This is a genomic window from Citrobacter sp. CK189 (assembly GCF_030333505.1).
GTDB classification, from domain to species: Bacteria; Pseudomonadota; Gammaproteobacteria; order Enterobacterales; family Enterobacteriaceae; genus Citrobacter_B; species Citrobacter_B koseri.
Window position 1 is genome coordinate 352,765 of sequence record NZ_JAOWFV010000039.1, and the last position, 17,316, is coordinate 370,080.

18 protein-coding genes are annotated in these 17,316 nt (G+C 54.5%); 12 read left to right on the plus strand and 6 right to left on the minus strand.

Annotated features, from left to right (window positions below; translation table 11 throughout):
* Positions 1–15: 15 nt before the first annotated feature.
* Positions 16–525 (plus strand): MltR family transcriptional regulator, encoded by a 510-nt coding sequence (locus OGV83_RS17370; RefSeq protein ID WP_047461374.1) that lies wholly within the window; start codon positions 16–18, stop codon positions 523–525.
* Positions 522–1,256, plus strand: a complete 735-nt coding sequence (locus OGV83_RS17375) for a nucleoside/nucleotide kinase family protein (RefSeq protein ID WP_286464162.1) — start codon at positions 522–524, stop codon at positions 1,254–1,256. Before OGV83_RS17370 ends, OGV83_RS17375 begins: the two co-directional genes overlap by 4 nt.
* Here OGV83_RS17375 and OGV83_RS17380 read toward each other — a convergent pair.
* From OGV83_RS17380 to OGV83_RS17400, 5 genes are read right to left on the minus strand one after another with little or no spacing between them, the layout of a single operon-like run.
* On the minus strand, positions 1,189–1,896 hold the full coding sequence (locus OGV83_RS17380; RefSeq protein ID WP_286464164.1) for an ABC transporter ATP-binding protein: 708 nt from the start codon (positions 1,894–1,896) through the stop codon (positions 1,189–1,191). The genes OGV83_RS17375 and OGV83_RS17380 overlap by 68 nt on opposite strands.
* Positions 1,890–2,567, minus strand: coding sequence for an energy-coupling factor ABC transporter ATP-binding protein (locus OGV83_RS17385; protein WP_058668070.1), 678 nt, complete (start codon positions 2,565–2,567; stop codon positions 1,890–1,892). Before OGV83_RS17385 ends, OGV83_RS17380 begins: the two co-directional genes overlap by 7 nt.
* Complete coding sequence (locus tag OGV83_RS17390) at positions 2,555–3,262, minus strand: energy-coupling factor transporter transmembrane component T (protein WP_012135040.1); 708 nt, start codon at positions 3,260–3,262, stop codon at positions 2,555–2,557. Before OGV83_RS17390 ends, OGV83_RS17385 begins: the two co-directional genes overlap by 13 nt.
* Positions 3,262–3,840: an ECF transporter S component gene (locus tag OGV83_RS17395; RefSeq protein WP_012135039.1), complete on the minus strand. Its 579-nt coding sequence runs from the start codon at positions 3,838–3,840 to the stop codon at positions 3,262–3,264. Before OGV83_RS17395 ends, OGV83_RS17390 begins: the two co-directional genes overlap by 1 nt.
* A 25-nt stretch (positions 3,841–3,865) precedes the next feature.
* Positions 3,866–4,291, minus strand: coding sequence for a PPC domain-containing DNA-binding protein (locus tag OGV83_RS17400; protein ID WP_012135038.1), 426 nt, complete (start codon positions 4,289–4,291; stop codon positions 3,866–3,868).
* Positions 4,292–4,665: 374 nt separating this feature from the next.
* Between OGV83_RS17400 and epd the strand changes: the two genes are divergently transcribed.
* From epd to fbaA, 3 genes are all read left to right on the plus strand, one after another.
* Complete coding sequence (epd, locus tag OGV83_RS17405) at positions 4,666–5,685, plus strand: erythrose-4-phosphate dehydrogenase (RefSeq protein WP_012135037.1); 1,020 nt, start codon at positions 4,666–4,668, stop codon at positions 5,683–5,685.
* Between the two features lie 81 nt (positions 5,686–5,766).
* Positions 5,767–6,930 (plus strand): phosphoglycerate kinase, encoded by a 1,164-nt coding sequence (gene pgk / locus OGV83_RS17410; protein WP_024130932.1) that lies wholly within the window; start codon positions 5,767–5,769, stop codon positions 6,928–6,930.
* Between the two features lie 100 nt (positions 6,931–7,030).
* On the plus strand, positions 7,031–8,110 hold the full coding sequence (fbaA, locus tag OGV83_RS17415) for a class II fructose-bisphosphate aldolase (RefSeq protein WP_012135034.1): 1,080 nt from the start codon (positions 7,031–7,033) through the stop codon (positions 8,108–8,110).
* Between the two features lie 132 nt (positions 8,111–8,242).
* Here fbaA and OGV83_RS17420 read toward each other — a convergent pair whose 3' ends face one another.
* Positions 8,243–9,148 (minus strand): carbamate kinase, encoded by a 906-nt coding sequence (locus OGV83_RS17420; protein ID WP_049008832.1) that lies wholly within the window; start codon positions 9,146–9,148, stop codon positions 8,243–8,245.
* A gap of 337 nt (positions 9,149–9,485) precedes the next feature.
* Here OGV83_RS17420 and OGV83_RS17425 point away from each other — a divergent pair, with 337 nt between their 5' ends.
* The 7 genes from OGV83_RS17425 (at position 9,486) to argO (ending at position 17,305) form a co-directional block, all read left to right on the plus strand.
* Positions 9,486–10,709, plus strand: coding sequence for an MFS transporter (locus OGV83_RS17425; RefSeq protein WP_012135031.1), 1,224 nt, complete (start codon positions 9,486–9,488; stop codon positions 10,707–10,709).
* Between the two features lie 13 nt (positions 10,710–10,722).
* Positions 10,723–12,384, plus strand: a complete 1,662-nt coding sequence (locus OGV83_RS17430; protein WP_286464166.1) for an acyl-CoA synthetase FdrA — start codon at positions 10,723–10,725, stop codon at positions 12,382–12,384.
* A 16-nt stretch (positions 12,385–12,400) separates the two neighbouring features.
* A complete protein-coding gene (locus OGV83_RS17435) occupies positions 12,401–13,663 on the plus strand; it encodes a YlbE family protein (protein WP_286464168.1) in 1,263 nt (420 codons plus the stop codon).
* 94 nt (positions 13,664–13,757) lie between these two features.
* Complete coding sequence (locus tag OGV83_RS17440) at positions 13,758–14,630, plus strand: oxamate carbamoyltransferase subunit AllH family protein (RefSeq protein WP_286464170.1); 873 nt, start codon at positions 13,758–13,760, stop codon at positions 14,628–14,630.
* On the plus strand, positions 14,548–15,480 hold the full coding sequence (allS, locus tag OGV83_RS17445) for an HTH-type transcriptional activator AllS (RefSeq protein WP_047461391.1): 933 nt from the start codon (positions 14,548–14,550) through the stop codon (positions 15,478–15,480). The genes OGV83_RS17440 and allS overlap by 83 nt, the downstream gene beginning before the upstream one ends.
* Positions 15,481–15,609: 129 nt before the next feature.
* Positions 15,610–16,467, plus strand: a complete 858-nt coding sequence (locus OGV83_RS17450) for a small-conductance mechanosensitive channel MscS (RefSeq protein ID WP_012135025.1) — start codon at positions 15,610–15,612, stop codon at positions 16,465–16,467.
* Positions 16,468–16,669: 202 nt separating this feature from the next.
* Positions 16,670–17,305: an arginine exporter ArgO gene (gene argO, locus OGV83_RS17455; protein ID WP_071257872.1), complete on the plus strand. Its 636-nt coding sequence runs from the start codon at positions 16,670–16,672 to the stop codon at positions 17,303–17,305.
* The last annotated feature ends 11 nt before the right edge of the window (positions 17,306–17,316 follow it).

Consider the following 17,316-nt stretch of genomic DNA (forward strand, 5'->3'; position numbering starts at 1 on the left):
TTTATCGAGAAACGCATGACGACGTTGACAGAAGATGATGTACTTGAGCAACTGGACGCTCAGGATAATTTACTTTCGTTTATGGCAACCGCAAATGACATCCTGTTGCAGGCCATCAAAAATTTTCTGCCGTCATTATTCGTCAATAACGATGAAGAAATCGTCGAATATGCAGTGAAGCCGTTACTGGCTCAAAGCGGCCCGCTTGATGACATTGATGTGGCAATACGTTTGATTTATGCGTTGGGAAAAATGGATAAATGGCTGTATGCCGATGTGATTCACTTTTCTCAGTTTTATCAGTATTTACGTGAACAGCGTGAAATCCCCCGTTTTTCTGATGATATCACCTGGGATTTTATGAGTAACGTCAATAGCATAACGACGAATGCCACACTCTACAATTCGTTGAAATCAATGAAGTTTGCCGATTTCGCCATCTATTCAGAAATACGTTTTGTCACCATGATCAAAACCGGGCTGGCTTTAGCGGTAACGACGATATTAAGGGAATTAACACCGTGAAAATATCGCTCCAGATTAATGGGCTGATGACTGACGCCTGGTATGATGACGATGAAGTAGAAAATGTCCATAAACCGCTGTTACGGCATCTGGCAACATTAAACGCGAAAACACCTGAGCGCCGCACCGTTATTTTTCTGAGCGCCCCGCCAGGAACAGGAAAGTCAACGCTCACCACCTTCTGGGAATATCTGTCGCGTAACGATCCAGAATTACCGACGATCCAGACGCTGCCGATGGATGGCTTCCATCATTATAATCGCTGGCTGGATGAGCATGAACTGCGCGCCGCTAAAGGTGCGCCTGAAACCTTTAACGTTGAAAAACTGGCGAGTAATTTACGTCAGCTCCATGAGCAGAATGCAACCTGGCCTCAATATGATCGCCAGCTGCATGACCCTGTCGAAAATGCCATTCAGGTGACGGCGCCTGTCGTTATTATTGAAGGAAACTGGCTGTTGTATAACGCGCCGTCCTGGCGCGAGCTACGGCAGTATTGCGATTATTCACTGTTTATCCGCGCGCCTGCCGATGTGCTACGCGGACGTTTAATCGCACGTAAACAGGCAGGAGGACTGAGAGAAGAGCAGGCGCAGATATTTTTTGACCGTACCGACGGGCCTAACGTTTGTCGGGTGCTGGAAAACAGCTTACCTGCGAGTCTTACGTTAGAGATGACGGCAAAGGGCGAGTATCGTCTTGCGCAGGCGTTGCCTGACGAGCCTCAGTAATGGCCCCGTTATGCAGACGAACCACCCTGGAAAAATGGCGCTGCGTAAAGGCGGTGTCATGACTGATCGCCACCACGCTGGTTCCCCGTTGTCGGCAAACCGCGAGCCAGTTTTCAAAGATTGCCAGCCAGTGGGCGTCAAAATCCCGGCTGGGTTCATCAAGCATCAGAATTGCTGGTCTCATGACGTCAAGACTGGCAACGGCGACCATACGGCGTTGCGCCGTATGAAGATCTAACGGATGCATATCCGCGACCTCTTCCAGAGCGCATAATTTCAGCGCCGTAGCGGTGCGTTGCGCAATTTCGGTCGGCGGCAACTTTTGTAGCCGCAAGCCAAAAGCGACCTCTTCGGCGACATTACTGTGAAAAAGCTGGTTTTCCGCTTCCTGAAACAGCACGCCGAGAATCTGCGCGCGTTCGCGGTTTTTGCGTTGCGCAATCGGCGTTCCCTGAAGCAGCACGTCGCCGGATGACGGAGTGAGTAAGCCAGCCATGATGCGCAGAAGCGTCGATTTCCCCGCGCCGTTATCACCGGTCAGCGCCAGCCATTCCCCTGCGTTCAGCGTCAGTGAGATATCGTGAAGGCAGGGAGTAGCGGCGCCCGGCCAGCGAAAAGTCACCTGTTCTAGCGTCAGCATCGTAAAGATAATCCTTCGTTGTGCAACTGCCATGTGCGATCGCAATAGGCGAGAAAGGGGGCGGGGTCACGCTCAAAAAGAATGATTAACGCCTGTTGCGTATGCGCCCAGTCCTGTAAACGCGTCAGCAGCAGCGCCGTGGCCTGAGCTGTTAAACGGCTGAACGCTTCATCAAGAATCAACAGTTTCGGCTGCATAGCGAGTGCGCTGGCAATCACCACGCGCTGGGTTTCCCCGCCGGAAAGCGTACCCGGGTGGCGATGGCGCAATGGCTGGCATTCCGTCAGCGAGAGCGCGGCATCAACGCGACGCAGGATCTCCGCCTCGCTGAGCGCAAGGTTTTCCGGGCCGAACGCGATCTCTTCCTCCACGCTGAAGGTACAGCCGGAAAGTTGCAGCCAGGGCGACTGCTGGACAAGCTGGATGGTTTGCGCGTGTTCCGCCAGGGAGCGCTGCCCTATGGGCGTGCATAACAGTTCGCCTTTGCCGTCGATCGTGCCGGGAAGAAAATCGGGAAACCAGCCCGCCATTAACTGCGCCAGCGTACTTTTTCCGCTGCCGTTATTGCCAAAAATCGCCACGATACCGGGCGTGTCGTAATGAAAATCGAAGCACAGCGGGGCGCGCGTCGCATGTGTCGGGTGATAACGGAACTGCTCTAGCGTAACCATATCCACACTCCGGTTTCGACCAGCATCGCCAGTATCATGCTGTAGCGTGCGACCCGTTGCCGGGCGCTGTCCTCCGGCGCCCACAATGTGGTGCGACGGCGATGTAAACGAAACGCCCGCATATCCAATGCCGCGCCGCGAACCGCCAGATCGTTGAGCGCATTGTGCGTTAACGGAACGATAAGTGCAGGCATGGCGCGAAGTCGCTGATACCAACGTTCGTCCAGCGGCACGCCGCGGGCGCGCTGGGCTTCATGAATGATCGACAGCTGGCGTTTTAGCTGTTCGACAACCAGCAGTGGGCCGGCAAACAGGTAGGCGATGCCCGGCGGCAGGCGTGAGGCGAACAGGGCGCGAATAAACTGGCGAACCGGCACGTACTGCATCCACAACTGTGAGGTGGAGACTATCGCCAGAATCCGTAGCCAGAGCGTGACGGCGTGTTGCCAGCGTTGCGGATCGCGCGGCTGGCCGCTGATCCACTCGGTCAGCCAGCCTCCGTGTACCAGCCATAGGCCGAATCCCAGAGAAAACATCAGCCACGCGACATATTTCGCCCGCGGGCGCGTGGCGCTTATCCCCAGTAAACAGAGAAACGTCGCCGCGCTGTACAGCGTGAGCGCCATGCCGGCAGGAAGCAGCAGCGTGGTGCAGGCGGCCAGCGCCCAGAGCGTTAACGAGGTAAAAGGGTGCATTAGCGCACGGGCGACATCGTTGGGAAATGGCGCGTGGTGCGTAATGGCAACTGGCGCAACAGCACCCAGACGATAATCGCGGTCAGGATTTTATCGACCAGATTCGCCCCCAGGACGGTAATCGCAACGGACTCCACCAGGTTCTGACCGACAGAGTGCATCCAGGCGACAAACAGGTCGGCGCCGCTTCCGGTCACACCGCCAAACAGCGTGGTTCGCAGCGGCACGGCGACAACTGTGACCGCCAGCGTAATCACCACGCCGCTGGCCACCACTTTTGGCAGGGTGCGAAACCATCCGGCACGCGCCAGCCAACCGGCGACCAGACCAATCACCATCGCGACCGGCGCAAAGGCGGCGGCGATGGGATCGGTTAATAATCCCCAGAGTACGTTGGTGAGCAACCCGGTTAACATGCCGACAATCGGGCCGAGCAGGACGGCGCTGATCAACGTCCCGATGGAGTCGAGGAAAACCGGTAACTTCAACATGCTGATGAGCTGTCCGCCGATCATATTGATGGCGATAGCAATCACGATCAAAGCCAGGGACTGGCTGGAAAACTGGCGACGCGCCATAGAAAACCTCTTACTGAGTGAAACGTTAACGGGGTGAGATAACCAGTTCTTCATAACCGGAAACAGCGCAGGGCTGGCGGCTAAACGCCAGCGCGTTAAGCTCTCCGATGACCAGCTCAAGCGTGGTGCGAACGGTACAGCCTGCCATCATATGGCCGCCCAGCATTGCGCCTTTTGGGTCGGAAACAGAGAGATGAAGGTGTTCGCCAGTGAGTTCCAGCGTGCCGTTCAGGGAGATGACCTCATACGTTCCGGTGAGCAGGGTGGTTTCCTCTTGCCCGGCGAATCGCAGCGCGACGTCAGTCAGGCTGCCGGTACACCCGGCTATCCACGCGGCGCGCAGTTGGTGCTGTTGGACGAACGCGTGTAGTTGTGAAAAAACTTCCTGGCCGGGAAGCAGGCGCAGCGCATAAAAGCGTGCGGCAGATGAGGGAACTGGCGGCATTGTCATGGTTTGGGGACTCCGAGACTCGGACGTAGCGCTGATAATATAGACGCTGGCTCACGTACTTCCTGATATAAATCAGGATTTGTGACGCGGCAACGAAAAGATATTGCTACGCTTATTCGCCATTCTGGAATATGGAATAAATTGGGCGCTAGAGGGGATGAAAGTGTGATGCAGGTCAGATAACTGGCTTCTTTGACTGGACAATCATTCCTTTTATTCCTCGTTTCGCTTATTCTAGCTGAAGCGTTTCAGTCGATTAAATGTTCGACAAATAATCAATCAGTCGCAGTTTGCGACAGGTAAGGTTTTCCTCGACGATTTGCTGGATTACTCTGTCAGCCTCATCTGAATCGGGATAGCCTTGCAGGAGACCTATGACCGTACGCGTAGCGATTAATGGCTTTGGTCGCATCGGGCGTAACGTGGTTCGTGCTTTGTATGAATCAGGACGCCGGGCGGAAATCAGCGTGGTGGCAATCAACGAACTTGCGGATGCTGCGGGCATGGCGCATTTGTTGAAATATGACACCAGCCATGGACGTTTTGCATGGGATGTTCGCCAGGAGCGCGAGCAGCTCATCGTCGGTGACGACACGATTCGCATTTTGCACGAGCGAACGCTGGATGCGCTCCCCTGGCGCGAACTGAGTATTGATGTCGTGCTGGATTGCACGGGCGTGTACGGTAATCGTGAACACGGCGAGGCGCATCTTGCCGCTGGCGCGAAAAAAGTGCTCTTTTCACATCCCGGCAGCCACGATCTTGACGCCACCGTCGTGTTTGGCGTGAACCAGGAGCAATTGCGTGCGGAACACCGCATCGTATCGAATGCGTCCTGTACCACGAATTGCATCATCCCCGTCATTAAATTGTTAGATGATGCATACGGCATTGAGTCGGGAACCGTCACGACGATCCACTCCGCTATGCACGATCAGCAGGTGATCGACGCGTACCATTCCGATCTGCGACGCACCCGCGCCGCCAGCCAGTCGATTATTCCGGTTGATACCAAACTGGCGGCGGGCATTACGCGAATTTTCCCGCAGTTCAACGACCGTTTTGAGGCGATTGCGGTACGCGTACCGACCATAAATGTGACGGCGATCGACTTAAGCGTGACGGTGAAAAAGCCGGTAAAAGCCAATGAAGTCAACCAGTTGCTGCAAAAAGCAGCACATGGGGCATTTCATGGTATAGTTGACTATACGGAATTGCCGTTGGTCTCGATAGATTTCAACCACGACCCGCATAGCGCCATCGTTGATGGCACCCAGACACGGGTCAGTGGCGCCCACCTGATCAAGACATTGGTCTGGTGCGATAATGAATGGGGCTTTGCTAACCGAATGCTCGACACGACGTTAGCGATGGCCGCAGTTGGTTTCAAGTAGGACATTCCATGCGCAAAATCCTTCAAAAGGATGAAGCGCATGACGTCTGCAAAACTTTATGAATCAATGAGAGGATTCACCATGTCTGTAATTAAGATGACCGATCTGGATCTTGCTGGTAAACGTGTTTTTATCCGTGCGGATCTGAACGTTCCAGTTAAAGAAGGGAAAGTAACCAGCGACGCGCGTATTCGCGCTTCCCTGCCGACCATCGAACTGGCCCTGAAACAGGGTGCGAAAGTGATGGTTACTTCCCACCTGGGTCGTCCTACCGAAGGCGAGTACAACGAAGAATTCTCTCTGCTGCCGGTTGTTAACTACCTGAAAGACAAACTGTCCAATCCGGTTCGCCTGGTAAAAGATTACCTGGACGGCGTTGAAGTGGCTGCTGGTGAACTGGTGGTTCTGGAAAACGTTCGCTTTAACAAAGGCGAGAAGAAAGACGACGAAGCCCTGTCTAAGAAATACGCTGCGCTGTGCGACGTATTCGTGATGGACGCTTTCGGTACTGCGCACCGCGCTCAGGCTTCTACCCACGGTATCGGTAAATTCGCCGACGTCGCTTGCGCAGGTCCGCTGCTGGCGGCAGAACTGGATGCGCTGGGTAAAGCGCTGAAAGAACCGGCTCGCCCGATGGTGGCTATCGTTGGCGGTTCTAAAGTGTCTACCAAACTGACCGTTCTGGACTCCCTGTCCAAAATCGCTGACCAACTGATCGTTGGCGGCGGCATCGCAAACACCTTCGTTGCCGCTCAGGGCCACAATGTGGGCAAATCCCTGTACGAAGCTGACCTGGTTGACGAAGCGAAACGTCTGCTGACCACCTGTGATATCCCGGTTCCAACTGACGTACGCGTAGCAACCGAGTTCTCCGAAACCGCTACCGCGACCCTGAAATCTGTTAACGATATCAAAGACGACGAGCAGATTCTGGACCTGGGCGATACCTCCGCTGAGAAACTGGCTGACATCCTGAAGAATGCGAAAACTATTCTGTGGAACGGCCCGGTTGGCGTGTTCGAATTCCCGAACTTCCGTAAAGGCACCGAAATTGTTGCCAACGCGATCGCAGACAGCGAAGCGTTCTCCATCGCAGGCGGCGGCGACACTCTGGCGGCAATCGACCTGTTCGGCATTGCTGACAAAATCTCCTACATCTCCACTGGCGGTGGCGCATTCCTCGAATTCGTGGAAGGCAAAGTGCTGCCAGCAGTAGCAATGCTCGAAGAGCGCGCTAAGAAGTAATCGTTACGGGCAGGGATTCCTGCCCGTTGATTTATTGCCGTGCTGACATTCAGGGCGGCCCGTGTTTTTTCTAAGGCCCGACGATACAGGACAACGAAACATGTCTAAAATTTTTGATTTCGTAAAACCAGGCGTAATTACTGGTGATGACGTACAGAAAGTGTTCCAGGTAGCAAAAGAAAACAACTTTGCTCTGCCAGCAGTTAACTGCGTGGGCACCGATTCCATCAACGCCGTTCTGGAAACCGCTGCGAAAGTTAAAGCGCCGGTCATCGTCCAGTTCTCCAACGGTGGCGCTTCCTTTATCGCGGGTAAAGGCGTGAAAACCGACGTTCCTCAGGGCTCGGCAATCCTGGGCGCTATCTCTGGCGCGCATCACGTTCACCAGATGGCTGAACACTACGGTGTTCCGGTAATTCTGCACACCGACCACTGCGCGAAGAAACTGCTGCCGTGGATCGACGGTCTGCTGGACGCGGGTGAAAAACATTTCGCTGCGACCGGTAAGCCGCTGTTCTCTTCTCACATGATCGACCTGTCTGAAGAGTCTCTGGAAGAGAACATCGAAATCTGCTCCAAATACCTGGCGCGCATGGCCAAAATGGGCATGACTCTGGAAATCGAACTGGGTTGCACCGGTGGTGAAGAAGACGGCGTGGACAACAGCCACATGGACGCTTCTGCACTGTACACCCAGCCGGAAGACGTTGATTACGCATACACTGAGCTGAGCAAAATCAGCCCGCGTTTCACCATCGCGGCTTCCTTCGGTAACGTACACGGTGTTTACAAACCGGGTAACGTGGTTCTGACCCCGACCATCCTGCGCGACTCTCAGGAATATGTTTCTAAGAAACACAACCTGCCGCACAACAGCCTGAACTTCGTATTCCACGGTGGTTCCGGTTCTACCGCTCAGGAAATCAAAGACTCCGTAAGCTACGGCGTAATCAAAATGAACATCGATACCGATACCCAATGGGCGACCTGGGAAGGTGTTCTGAAGTATTACAAAGATAACGAAGCGTATCTTCAGGGTCAGCTGGGCAACCCGAAAGGCGAAGATCAGCCGAACAAGAAATACTACGATCCGCGCGTATGGCTGCGTGCCGGCCAGACTTCCATGATCGCGCGTCTGGAACAGGCTTTCAAAGAACTGAACGCGATTGACGTTCTGTAATTCAGCCTGCTGATTGTAAAAATGGCTTCCTTCGGGAAGCCATTTTTTTTGCCGGATGGCGATTACGATTGGCAACCATGCTTCCCGTAGGCCGGATAAGACGCTTTCGCGTCGCCATCCGGCAAAAAAAGTTTACCGCGTCACACAGGTGCCTTTTTCCCCCGCCAGAATCTGTGGCGCATCTTTTAGCGCGCCGATAAACGCAGTGTTCCCGGTCTGTTTAACAAACTGCATCACCGCTGCGGCTTTGGGGCCCATCGCACCATCGGGGGCGGCAAACGGCGCCAGTTCTTCTACCGTTGCATGGCGCAGCGCGCGCGCCTGTGGCGTTCCCCAGTTCTCATACACAGCGTCCGCATCCGTCAGGATCAACAGATGATCGGCGTGGAGAGACTGCGCCAGCACCGAGGCCGTTAAATCTTTATCAATGACCGCTTCGACTCCCTGGTATCCCTCGTCTTGTGCGATAACCGGAATGCCGCCGCCACCGCAGCAAATTACCGTATGTCCGGCATCTATCAACGTTTGTATTGCGTCACTGTCGAGAATTTTTAATGGCGTCGGAGAGGGAACAACCCGACGAATATAGTTGCCATCGGCTTTCATCAGCCAGCCGTAGCGCGCTTCCAGCTCCGCCTGCTGCGCTGGTTGATATACCGGGCCGATATACTTGCCGGGCGTTGCAAAGGCGTCATCCCGCGGATCGACCGCCACGCGGGTCATCAGCGTTGTGACGGGCGCGCCGCCAGTGTATGACGCCAGTTCCTGAGCGATAGCAAAACCGATCATTCCCTGGCTTTCGGCGACCAGAATATCCAGCGGCCAGGCGGGGGAGTCTGTACAGGCCGCATTCTGTAACGCCAGCAGACCCACCTGCGGGCCGTTGCCGTGAACAATCACCAGTTGATAATCTCGGGCCAGTACGGATGCCATTCTGGCGAATACCTGAATGCTACGCTGCTGATTTTCCGCGCTAAGAATTTCTCCGCGCTGTAATAACGCATTGCCGCCAAGGGCAATGACGATTTTCTTTTTCATGATGACCTCATTGTGCGAAATATCTCGCGGTAAAAATATCGTCTTGTTATTTTCATAATGTGATGTAACCGACAGCTCATTTACCCACAAAAATATCTCGCTAATCCTTAGCGTTTTTATCTCTTTTATTTAAATTGTTTTAAAAATGATTATTAGACTTTTTTTAATAATGCAGCGGTCAGTTCCCAGGAATTTATAAAAATGGATTTTGTGTGATTTTGTTCAAATGAAATGGATTTTTCCCCCGATAAGGTAGCCTCAGTTAAAACATCAAACCTCACGTATCATGTCAGATAGCATGAGGTGTTCAGCGGTAAATATTACCGGGAGATTGCTTATGTCTGGATCATATGAAGTGACTGAGGTCACGAATAAAAGAGGAATACCGGCCTGGTGGGTCACCGTTTTCCTGTTCTGGTTAGGGTGGATTTTTATGTACGCTGACCGCACGATACTCAATCCGGTAATGGGAGAACTGGAAAAAGAATTTGGCTTAAGTGGTACGCAATTAGGTATTCTTAATTCAGTTTTCTATTTTTCTTATGCTTTGCTTCAGGTTCCGGCAGGAATTCTTGGCGATAAGATTGGCAAAAAGAAAGTGCTGGTGCCGGGGTTTATTCTTTTTGGCGTATTCACCGCCGTCACCGGTTGGGCGAAAAGCTGGTATACGCTGCTGTTTGCCCGCGTGGTAACGGGAGCGGGAGAAGGGACTTACTATGGCCCGCAGTATGGCTTGTCTTCCGAGCAGATCCCCAAAAAATACCGCTCGCTGGGCAGCGCCATCATCAATAGCGGGATGGCCTTCGGTATTGCGCTGGGCCTGATGACCTCCAGTTGGCTGGTGTACGACCAGGGGTATTCGTGGCGTATGCCATTTTACGCGATGGCGATCCCCTCCGTGCTGGTTGGGATTGCGATCTGGTTGTTTGTGAAAGAGAAGAAGCGCACGGCCGAAGCTGATGGCAAACCGGTAAAAAAAGGGAATTTCAGCGACCTTCTGAAAAACCGTAATTTAATTATCACCTATATTATGGTGTTCTGTAGCCTGTTTGGTTTCTTCGTTATTCTGACCTGGCTTCCCTATTATCTGCAAAGTGAACGTGGCATCGCGGGCAGTGAAACCGGATTTATTTCTTCGCTGGTGGCGTGGATTTCAATTCCTGGCGCGCTGTTATTCTCCAGCTTGTCTGACAAACTGGGTAAGCGTAAACCATTAATTATGTTCCTGGTGCCCGTTGCCATTCTCAGCATGCTGTCAATTATCTGGATGCCAAATATGACCGGCGTCATTATCGCTCTGTGCGTTTATGGCCTTGTCGGGAAACTGGCGCTGGACCCGGTACTGGTCGCTCTGGTGGCGGATAGCGTCGATGAAAATAATTACAGCACGGCATTTGGTTTATTTAATTTTATCGGCATGAGTTCATCCATTCTGGCACCCATTATTGCAGGCGCGGCGCGTGATATCACCGGAAGTCTGGCTTCCAGTTTCTATGTTTCAGCCGCGCTGCTGGCTGTCGGTTTATTCGCCATGTTGTTTTTAAAAGAAAAACGCACATAAAGAGGTAGCGGTAATGATTTACGCCTTTATTAAAAAGGGAAGTTTTCAGGACTCCGTCAGCCTGATGATTATTTCCCGAAAACTCAGTGAACGCCCGGAAGTTGATCAGGTCTCGGTGATGATGGGCACGCCAGCGAATAAGTCGATGCTGGATTCAACCGGGTTCTGGCATGACGATTTTGCCGATGCCACGCCAAACGATATTTGCGTGGCGGTGCGAACCGAAGGCGAACAGCCCGGCATTCTGGATTTGATTCGTGAGCAACTGGAGAAAGAACTGAATGCGATGACGAATGCCTCGGGCAGCTCGCACCAGTTGATCAAAGCGCGCCGCTGGGAGAGCGCATGTCAAAAATTACCCCAGGCCAATCTGCTGTTAGTTTCCGTTGCCGGGGAATATGCCGCATCGGTTGCCAGAGAGGGGCTGCTGGCGAATAAAAACGTGATGCTGTTTTCCGATAACGTGCCGCTGGAACAGGAAGTCGAGCTGAAAACAATGGCGCGCGAGCGGGGGCTGATTGTGATGGGGCCTGACTGCGGCACGGCGATGATTGCCGGAAGTCCGCTGGCGTTTGCCAACGTACTGCCTGAAGGCGGGATTGGCGTAATTGGCGCATCGGGGACGGGGATTCAGGAAGTGACGTCGCAGATTGCGCTGCATCAGCAGGGAATCAGCCATGCGATAGGTCTGGGCGGGCGCGACCTGAGCGCGGAAGTAGGCGGCATCAGCGCACTAACCGCGCTCGACATGCTGACCGCGGATGGCGCCACGCGGGTGATTGCTTTTGTCTCCAAACCGCCGTCGCCGCAGGTGCGAACCCGCATCATTGCGGCAATGCAAAACGTGGGGAAACCGGTGGTCGCGTTGTTCCTCGGGCGTCAACCGGAACAGCGCCGTGAAGGTAACGTCTGGCTGGCGAACTCCTTGTCAGATGCCGCCCAGCTGGCGGTGCTGCTGATGCGCGTGGCGCAACAGCGACGGATTCAGCCGGAAGTGGCAGGGAAAGGTATTTATGGCCTGTACGCCGGGGGCACGCTGGCAGCCGAAGCCGCCATGCTGCTCTCCGCCGGGCTGGGCGTCCCCGTCAGCGAAAGCCACGACCAGGGCGTGATGCTGGAGGCTGGCGGCCATCGCATTGTCGACCTCGGTGATGACAGTTACACCCTGGGCAGACCCCATCCGATGATTGATCCAACAACCCGCAGTATTGAAATCGAAAAACTGACTGCAATGCCGGCGGTGGGCGTGCTGCTGCTGGATGTGGTGCTGGGCTATGGCGCTTGTGCCGACCCGGCGGGAGCGGTCGTCGAGGCGATAGAGCAAGTGCGCGCCAAACGCGCCGCGCCGCTGGTGGTGATTGTCACCCTGACCGGTACTGATGCCGACCCGCAGGGGCGCAGCGGGCAGGCGGAAAAACTTCGCGAGGCCGGGATTGCGGTGGTGGAAACGCTGGAAGAAGCCGTCCTGCTCGCCATCAGTCTTACACGCCATCAGGAGCGCGGCATACCGCAAGCACATCGCGCGCTTCTTGATGGCGTGCAGGTCATCAACGCCGGGTTGCGCAGCTTCGCGCTGGATCTGCAAAGCAGCGGTACGCCGGTTGTGCATTATCAGTGGGCGCCCGTTGCCGGTGGCAACGCCCGTCTCGCCAGTCTACTCAAACAGTTACATTAAGTTCAGAGGTACGGATATGTATTCATCTATTGCACAGGCCAACGAAGCCATTATTGAACGAATCAAAGCCGCGCGCCCATATTGGGTTACGGTACGCCCGGCGAAAGACGCGGTGGACGAATTAGCGTCTGGACGTAAATTACTGCACGCCGGCCCGCCGATCGCCTGGGAAGAGATGACCGGCCCGATGCGCGGCGCCTGTATCGGCGCGTCGCTGTTTGAAGGCTGGGCGGCCAGCGAGGAAGAGGCCGTACGCATGCTGGAACAAGGTGAGGTGGCGTTTATTCCTTGTCATCATGTGGGCGCGGTAGGGCCGATGGGCGGTATCACCTCCGCCAGTATGCCGGTGCTGGTGGTGCGTGACGTGGTGCATGGCAACTTGTCCTGCTGCAACCTTAATGAAGGGATCGGCAAAGTGATGCGTTTCGGCGCTTACGGCGATGACGTCCAGAAACGCCTGCGCTGGATGCGAGATGTGCTGGCGCCGGTGTTGCAGGAAGCGCTCTCGCGGATGGAAAACGGCGTCGATCTGACGGCGCTGATGGCGCAGGCGATCACTATGGGGGATGAGTTCCACCAGCGTAATATTGCCGCCTCTTCTTTGCTGCTGCGCACGTTGTCGCCGGTGATCGCCGGACTGGATCGTCCGAAGGCTGAAATCATTGACGTGCTGCAATTCCTCAGTGTCACCGACCAGTTCTTCCTCAACCTGGCGATGGCCTACAGTAAAGCGGTGATGGATGCGGCGGCGGAAATTAAAGCCGGATCGGTCGTTACGGCCATGACGCGTAACGGTCGCGACTTTGGTATTCGCGTAAGCGGCACCGGCGACCGTTGGTTTACCGCGCCGGTGAATACGCCGCAGGGGCTGTTTTTTACCGGTTACAGCCAGGCCGATGCGAACCCGGATATTGGCGACAGCGCCATCACGGAAACGTTGGGGATCGGCGGCGCTGCAATGATTGCCGCGCCTGGCGTAACGCGTTTTGTCGGCGCAGGCGGTATGGGGGCGGCGCTGGAAACGTCGGAAGAGATGGCTGAAATCTATCTGTCCAGCAATCCGCTGTTTCAGATTCCGTCCTGGGATTTCAGGGGTGCCTGCCTGGGGCTGGATATTCGCCGCGTTGTTGAAACGGGGATCACGCCGCTGATTAATACCGGTATTGCCCATCGTGAAGCGGGAATTGGGCAGGTGGGGGCGGGAACCGTACGCGCTCCGCTGCTTTGCTTTGAAAAAGCGCTGGAAGCGCTGGCGGAGTTGCATCACATCACGGCGTAATCGCTTTGCCCGGTGGCGCTACGCTTACCGGGCCTACGGTCTGGCAATGCTGTAAAGGCGTTTACGCCGCCATCCGGCATACTGGAGTGTACCGATGAGCATTATCAATCCCCTGGCCTGTGCCGGACTTTATCGACTTCCCGATGGTGAGTGGTCGTTACACAGCCGCTTCTCGCAGGCGACTAACTTTTGCCATTCCGGTGGCGAGCTATTGACGCTGTTTCGCTATGGGAAAGGAATGGGGCCGACGGGCGTGTTACTGAGCACCGCGCAGTTTTCCCGCGTGTCCCATGTTGAACGACTTATCAAACAGGGGAACACCCTGTGGGGGCAGGGCATAATGCTTGACCCTCGTCGCATACTTCGTGTGTCGCTGAGTTCTGCTGCTGTCGCTCCTGTCGATCTCTCATTCTGTACGCAACGCAGCGGCTTCTCCGGGGCGTTAAATCAACCGCTGACAGCTCTGCCACACTATCCTGAAATAATTAAGCAGCTTGCATGCTGGCATCATGGCATGATGCCGGACTGGCGCTGGCTTATCGGGTGCGGGCCAGGACTGACACCCAGCGGCGATGATATGCTGACGGGTATGCTTGCCGTGCTGTATGCCGCCGGGTTTTCTGCACGGCTGAGGCATTTCTTACCTCCGGCGGATCGGCTTGCGCAACTTACAACGTCGGTAAGTTGCAGTTATCTGAACAGCGCCAGAATGGGTGAGTTTTCAATACCGGTGCTGAAGGTGATGCGCCGTTTACAGTCAGGGCGCGACCCGCAGCCCGCGATTCAGCGTTTGCTCGCGGTTGGACACACTTCAGGCGCCGATACATTACTGGGGATAGCAATAGCGCAACGGTGGTTACAGATGGTCGACTCAAGGGGAAGGCATGCTCGATCAGGAAACAATACGCACATTTATTCGGGTTGCGGAGACGGAGAGCTTTTCCCGCGCGGCCAGTTCGCTACATAAAACGCCAGCGGCGATCAGCTATCGCATAAAAACGCTGGAGGAGCAGGTGGGAACGCAGCTCTTTTTACGCACGACCCGATCGGTCAGCCTGACTCTTGCCGGGCAGCACCTGCTTGAGCATTGCCGCCAGTGGCTTAACTGGCTGGATGCAATGCCGGACGAGCTTCAGCAGATCAACGCAGGCGTTGAGCGGCAGGTGAATATTGTTATCAATAACCTGCTGTATCAGCCGCAGACCACGGCGGACTTACTGACGTGGTTACATCAACAGTTTCCGTTTACCCGTTTTCAAATTTCCCGTCAGGTCTACATGGGCGTGTGGGATTCGCTTTTGTATGACGACTTCCAGTTAGCGATTGGCGTAACGGGCTCGGAGTCGCTCTCCAATAACATCTCTCTGCTGCCGCTGGGGGATATCAGCTGGCAGTTTGTGGTGGCGCAGAGTCATCCTTTGGCGAGCCATCCTGCGCCGGTATTGTCTGACGATATGCTGCGCCGTTACCCCGCCATTAATATTGAAGATACTTCGCGAACGCTGACGCGCCGTGTTGCCTGGTTGTTGAGCGGACAAAAGGAGATCAAGGTTCCAGATCTCAGCACCAAGCTGGCCTGCCATTTAAGCGGCCTCGGCGTCGGTTTTTTACCGGAGCGATTGTGCCGTCCGTATGTCGAGTCCGGGGCGCTGGTTGCCCGCTCAGTGGTCAATCCACGCCAGCCTTCGCCGCTTTCTATCGCCTGGAAGAATGCGGGCAGCGGAAAAGTGGTGAGTGAAATCGCCGACGTCTTTAAGCAGAAGAGTGCATTAGTGAGCGGATTTATCAGAATGGTCGATCGACCTGCGGAGTATTAACGCTGCGCGTTTCCTTGATGGGATCATGTTGAAAAATGGCATATTCGACTGTTTTTGTTTACCTTTAAAAGGTCGTTTTCGTGAGAATGATCTCATTTGCGTTTTTTTGATATGACCAAGGAATATTGAATGGAAGATTTGAATGTTGTCGACAGCATAAATGGTGCGGGCACCTGGCTGGTGCGCAACCAGGAGCTGCTGCTAAGTTATGCGGTTAACATCGTTGCGGCTATCGCTATCATCATCATCGGGATGATCGTGGCGCGTATTGTTTCCAATACCGTTAATCGCCTGATGCTGGCGCGCCATATTGATGCGACCGTGGCTGACTTCCTGTCTGCGCTGGTGCGTTACGGCATTATTGCCTTTACGCTGATTGCCGCGCTGGGGCGCGTTGGCGTACAAACGGCTTCCGTTATCGCTGTGTTGGGTGCCGCTGGTTTAGCGGTCGGTCTGGCCTTACAAGGCTCTTTGTCTAACCTCGCGGCAGGCGTACTGCTGGTGATGTTCCGTCCTTTCCGCGCGGGAGAATATGTCGATCTCGGCGGCGTCGCGGGTACGGTACTGAACGTACAAATTTTTTCGACCACCATGCGTACCGTGGACGGCAAAATTGTGGTGATCCCGAATGGCAAGATTATTGCCGGAAATATCATTAACTTTTCCCGCGAACCGGTGCGTCGTAACGAATTTATCATTGGCGTGGCGTATGACTCTGATATCGACCAGGTGAAAAAAATCCTGACCGATATTATCCAGTCTGACGAGCGTATTCTGAAAGACCGTGAAATGACGGTGCGCCTGAATGAGCTGGGCGCCTCCTCCATTAATTTCGTGGTGCGCGCATGGAGTAAAAGCGGCGATCTGCAAAATGTTTACTGGGATGTGCTGGAACGCATTAAACGTGAGTTCGATGCCGCAGGCATCAGCTTCCCGTATCCGCAGATGGACGTGAATTTCAAACGAGTGAAAGAGAACGCGGAATAAGCCGTTTGCCGTTTTGCCCGGTGGCGCTGCGCTTACCGGGCCTACAGGTTGTTTTGTAGGCCGGATAAGGCGTCAGCCGCCATCCGGCATTTCCTACCCCCTTTATTAATTCCCCTAATCTGCGATTAAAATTATCAATTTCCGCTAATGATTCTCTCGCGCTATAGTCTGCGCTTAAGAGAAACAGTTCGGAATAATTATCGTGATATCTTATTATTTTCAAGGTCTTGCGCTTGGTGCGGCCATGATCCTGCCGCTCGGCCCGCAGAATGCGTTTGTGATGAATCAGGGGATTCGTCGGCAGTATCACATCATGATTGCGCTGCTTTGCGCGATCAGCGATTTAGTGCTTATCTGCGCAGGTATCTTTGGCGGCAGCGCATTGCTCATGCAGTCTCCCTGGCTGATGGCGTTAGTGACCTGGGGCGGTGTGGCGTTTTTATTGTGGTACGGCTTTGGCGCGTTAAAAACGGCAATGAGCAGCAACCTGGAACTGGCCAGCGCCGAGGTGATGAAGCAGGGGCGCTGGAAAATCATCGCCACAATGCTGGCGGTGACGTGGCTGAATCCGCACGTTTATCTGGACACTTTCGTGGTACTGGGTAGCCTGGGCGGGCAACTGGAGATGGAGCCGAAGCGTTGGTTCGCTTTGGGAACCGTCAGCGCCTCTTTCCTGTGGTTCTTCGGTCTGGCGCTGCTGGCCGCCTGGCTGGCGCCGCGACTGCGTACCGCCAAAGCCCAGCGTATCATCAATACTCTGGTAGGGCTGGTGATGTGGTTTATCGCTTTTCAACTGGCAAAAGAAGGGGTTGCACACGTTCACGCATTGTTCAACTAAGCGTTGTCTGA

What these genes read in the sequence shown, in the direction of transcription:
- OGV83_RS17370 (WP_047461374.1), top strand. Translation starts at nt 16, where the DNA reads ATGACGACGTTGACAGAAGATGATGTACTTGAGCAACTGGACGCTCAG.
- OGV83_RS17380 (WP_286464164.1), bottom strand. Translation starts at nt 1,896, where the DNA reads ATGCTGACGCTAGAACAGGTGACTTTTCGCTGGCCGGGCGCCGCTACT.
- OGV83_RS17385 (WP_058668070.1), bottom strand. Translation starts at nt 2,567, where the DNA reads ATGGTTACGCTAGAGCAGTTCCGTTATCACCCGACACATGCGACGCGC.
- OGV83_RS17390 (WP_012135040.1), bottom strand. Translation starts at nt 3,262, where the DNA reads ATGCACCCTTTTACCTCGTTAACGCTCTGGGCGCTGGCCGCCTGCACC.
- OGV83_RS17395 (WP_012135039.1), bottom strand. Translation starts at nt 3,840, where the DNA reads ATGGCGCGTCGCCAGTTTTCCAGCCAGTCCCTGGCTTTGATCGTGATT.
- OGV83_RS17400 (WP_012135038.1), bottom strand. Translation starts at nt 4,291, where the DNA reads ATGACAATGCCGCCAGTTCCCTCATCTGCCGCACGCTTTTATGCGCTG.
- epd (WP_012135037.1), top strand. Translation starts at nt 4,666, where the DNA reads ATGACCGTACGCGTAGCGATTAATGGCTTTGGTCGCATCGGGCGTAAC.
- pgk (WP_024130932.1), top strand. Translation starts at nt 5,767, where the DNA reads ATGTCTGTAATTAAGATGACCGATCTGGATCTTGCTGGTAAACGTGTT.
- fbaA (WP_012135034.1), top strand. Translation starts at nt 7,031, where the DNA reads ATGTCTAAAATTTTTGATTTCGTAAAACCAGGCGTAATTACTGGTGAT.
- OGV83_RS17420 (WP_049008832.1), bottom strand. Translation starts at nt 9,148, where the DNA reads ATGAAAAAGAAAATCGTCATTGCCCTTGGCGGCAATGCGTTATTACAG.
- OGV83_RS17425 (WP_012135031.1), top strand. Translation starts at nt 9,486, where the DNA reads ATGTCTGGATCATATGAAGTGACTGAGGTCACGAATAAAAGAGGAATA.
- OGV83_RS17430 (WP_286464166.1), top strand. Translation starts at nt 10,723, where the DNA reads ATGATTTACGCCTTTATTAAAAAGGGAAGTTTTCAGGACTCCGTCAGC.
- OGV83_RS17435 (WP_286464168.1), top strand. Translation starts at nt 12,401, where the DNA reads ATGTATTCATCTATTGCACAGGCCAACGAAGCCATTATTGAACGAATC.
- OGV83_RS17440 (WP_286464170.1), top strand. Translation starts at nt 13,758, where the DNA reads ATGAGCATTATCAATCCCCTGGCCTGTGCCGGACTTTATCGACTTCCC.
- allS (WP_047461391.1), top strand. Translation starts at nt 14,548, where the DNA reads ATGCTCGATCAGGAAACAATACGCACATTTATTCGGGTTGCGGAGACG.
- OGV83_RS17450 (WP_012135025.1), top strand. Translation starts at nt 15,610, where the DNA reads ATGGAAGATTTGAATGTTGTCGACAGCATAAATGGTGCGGGCACCTGG.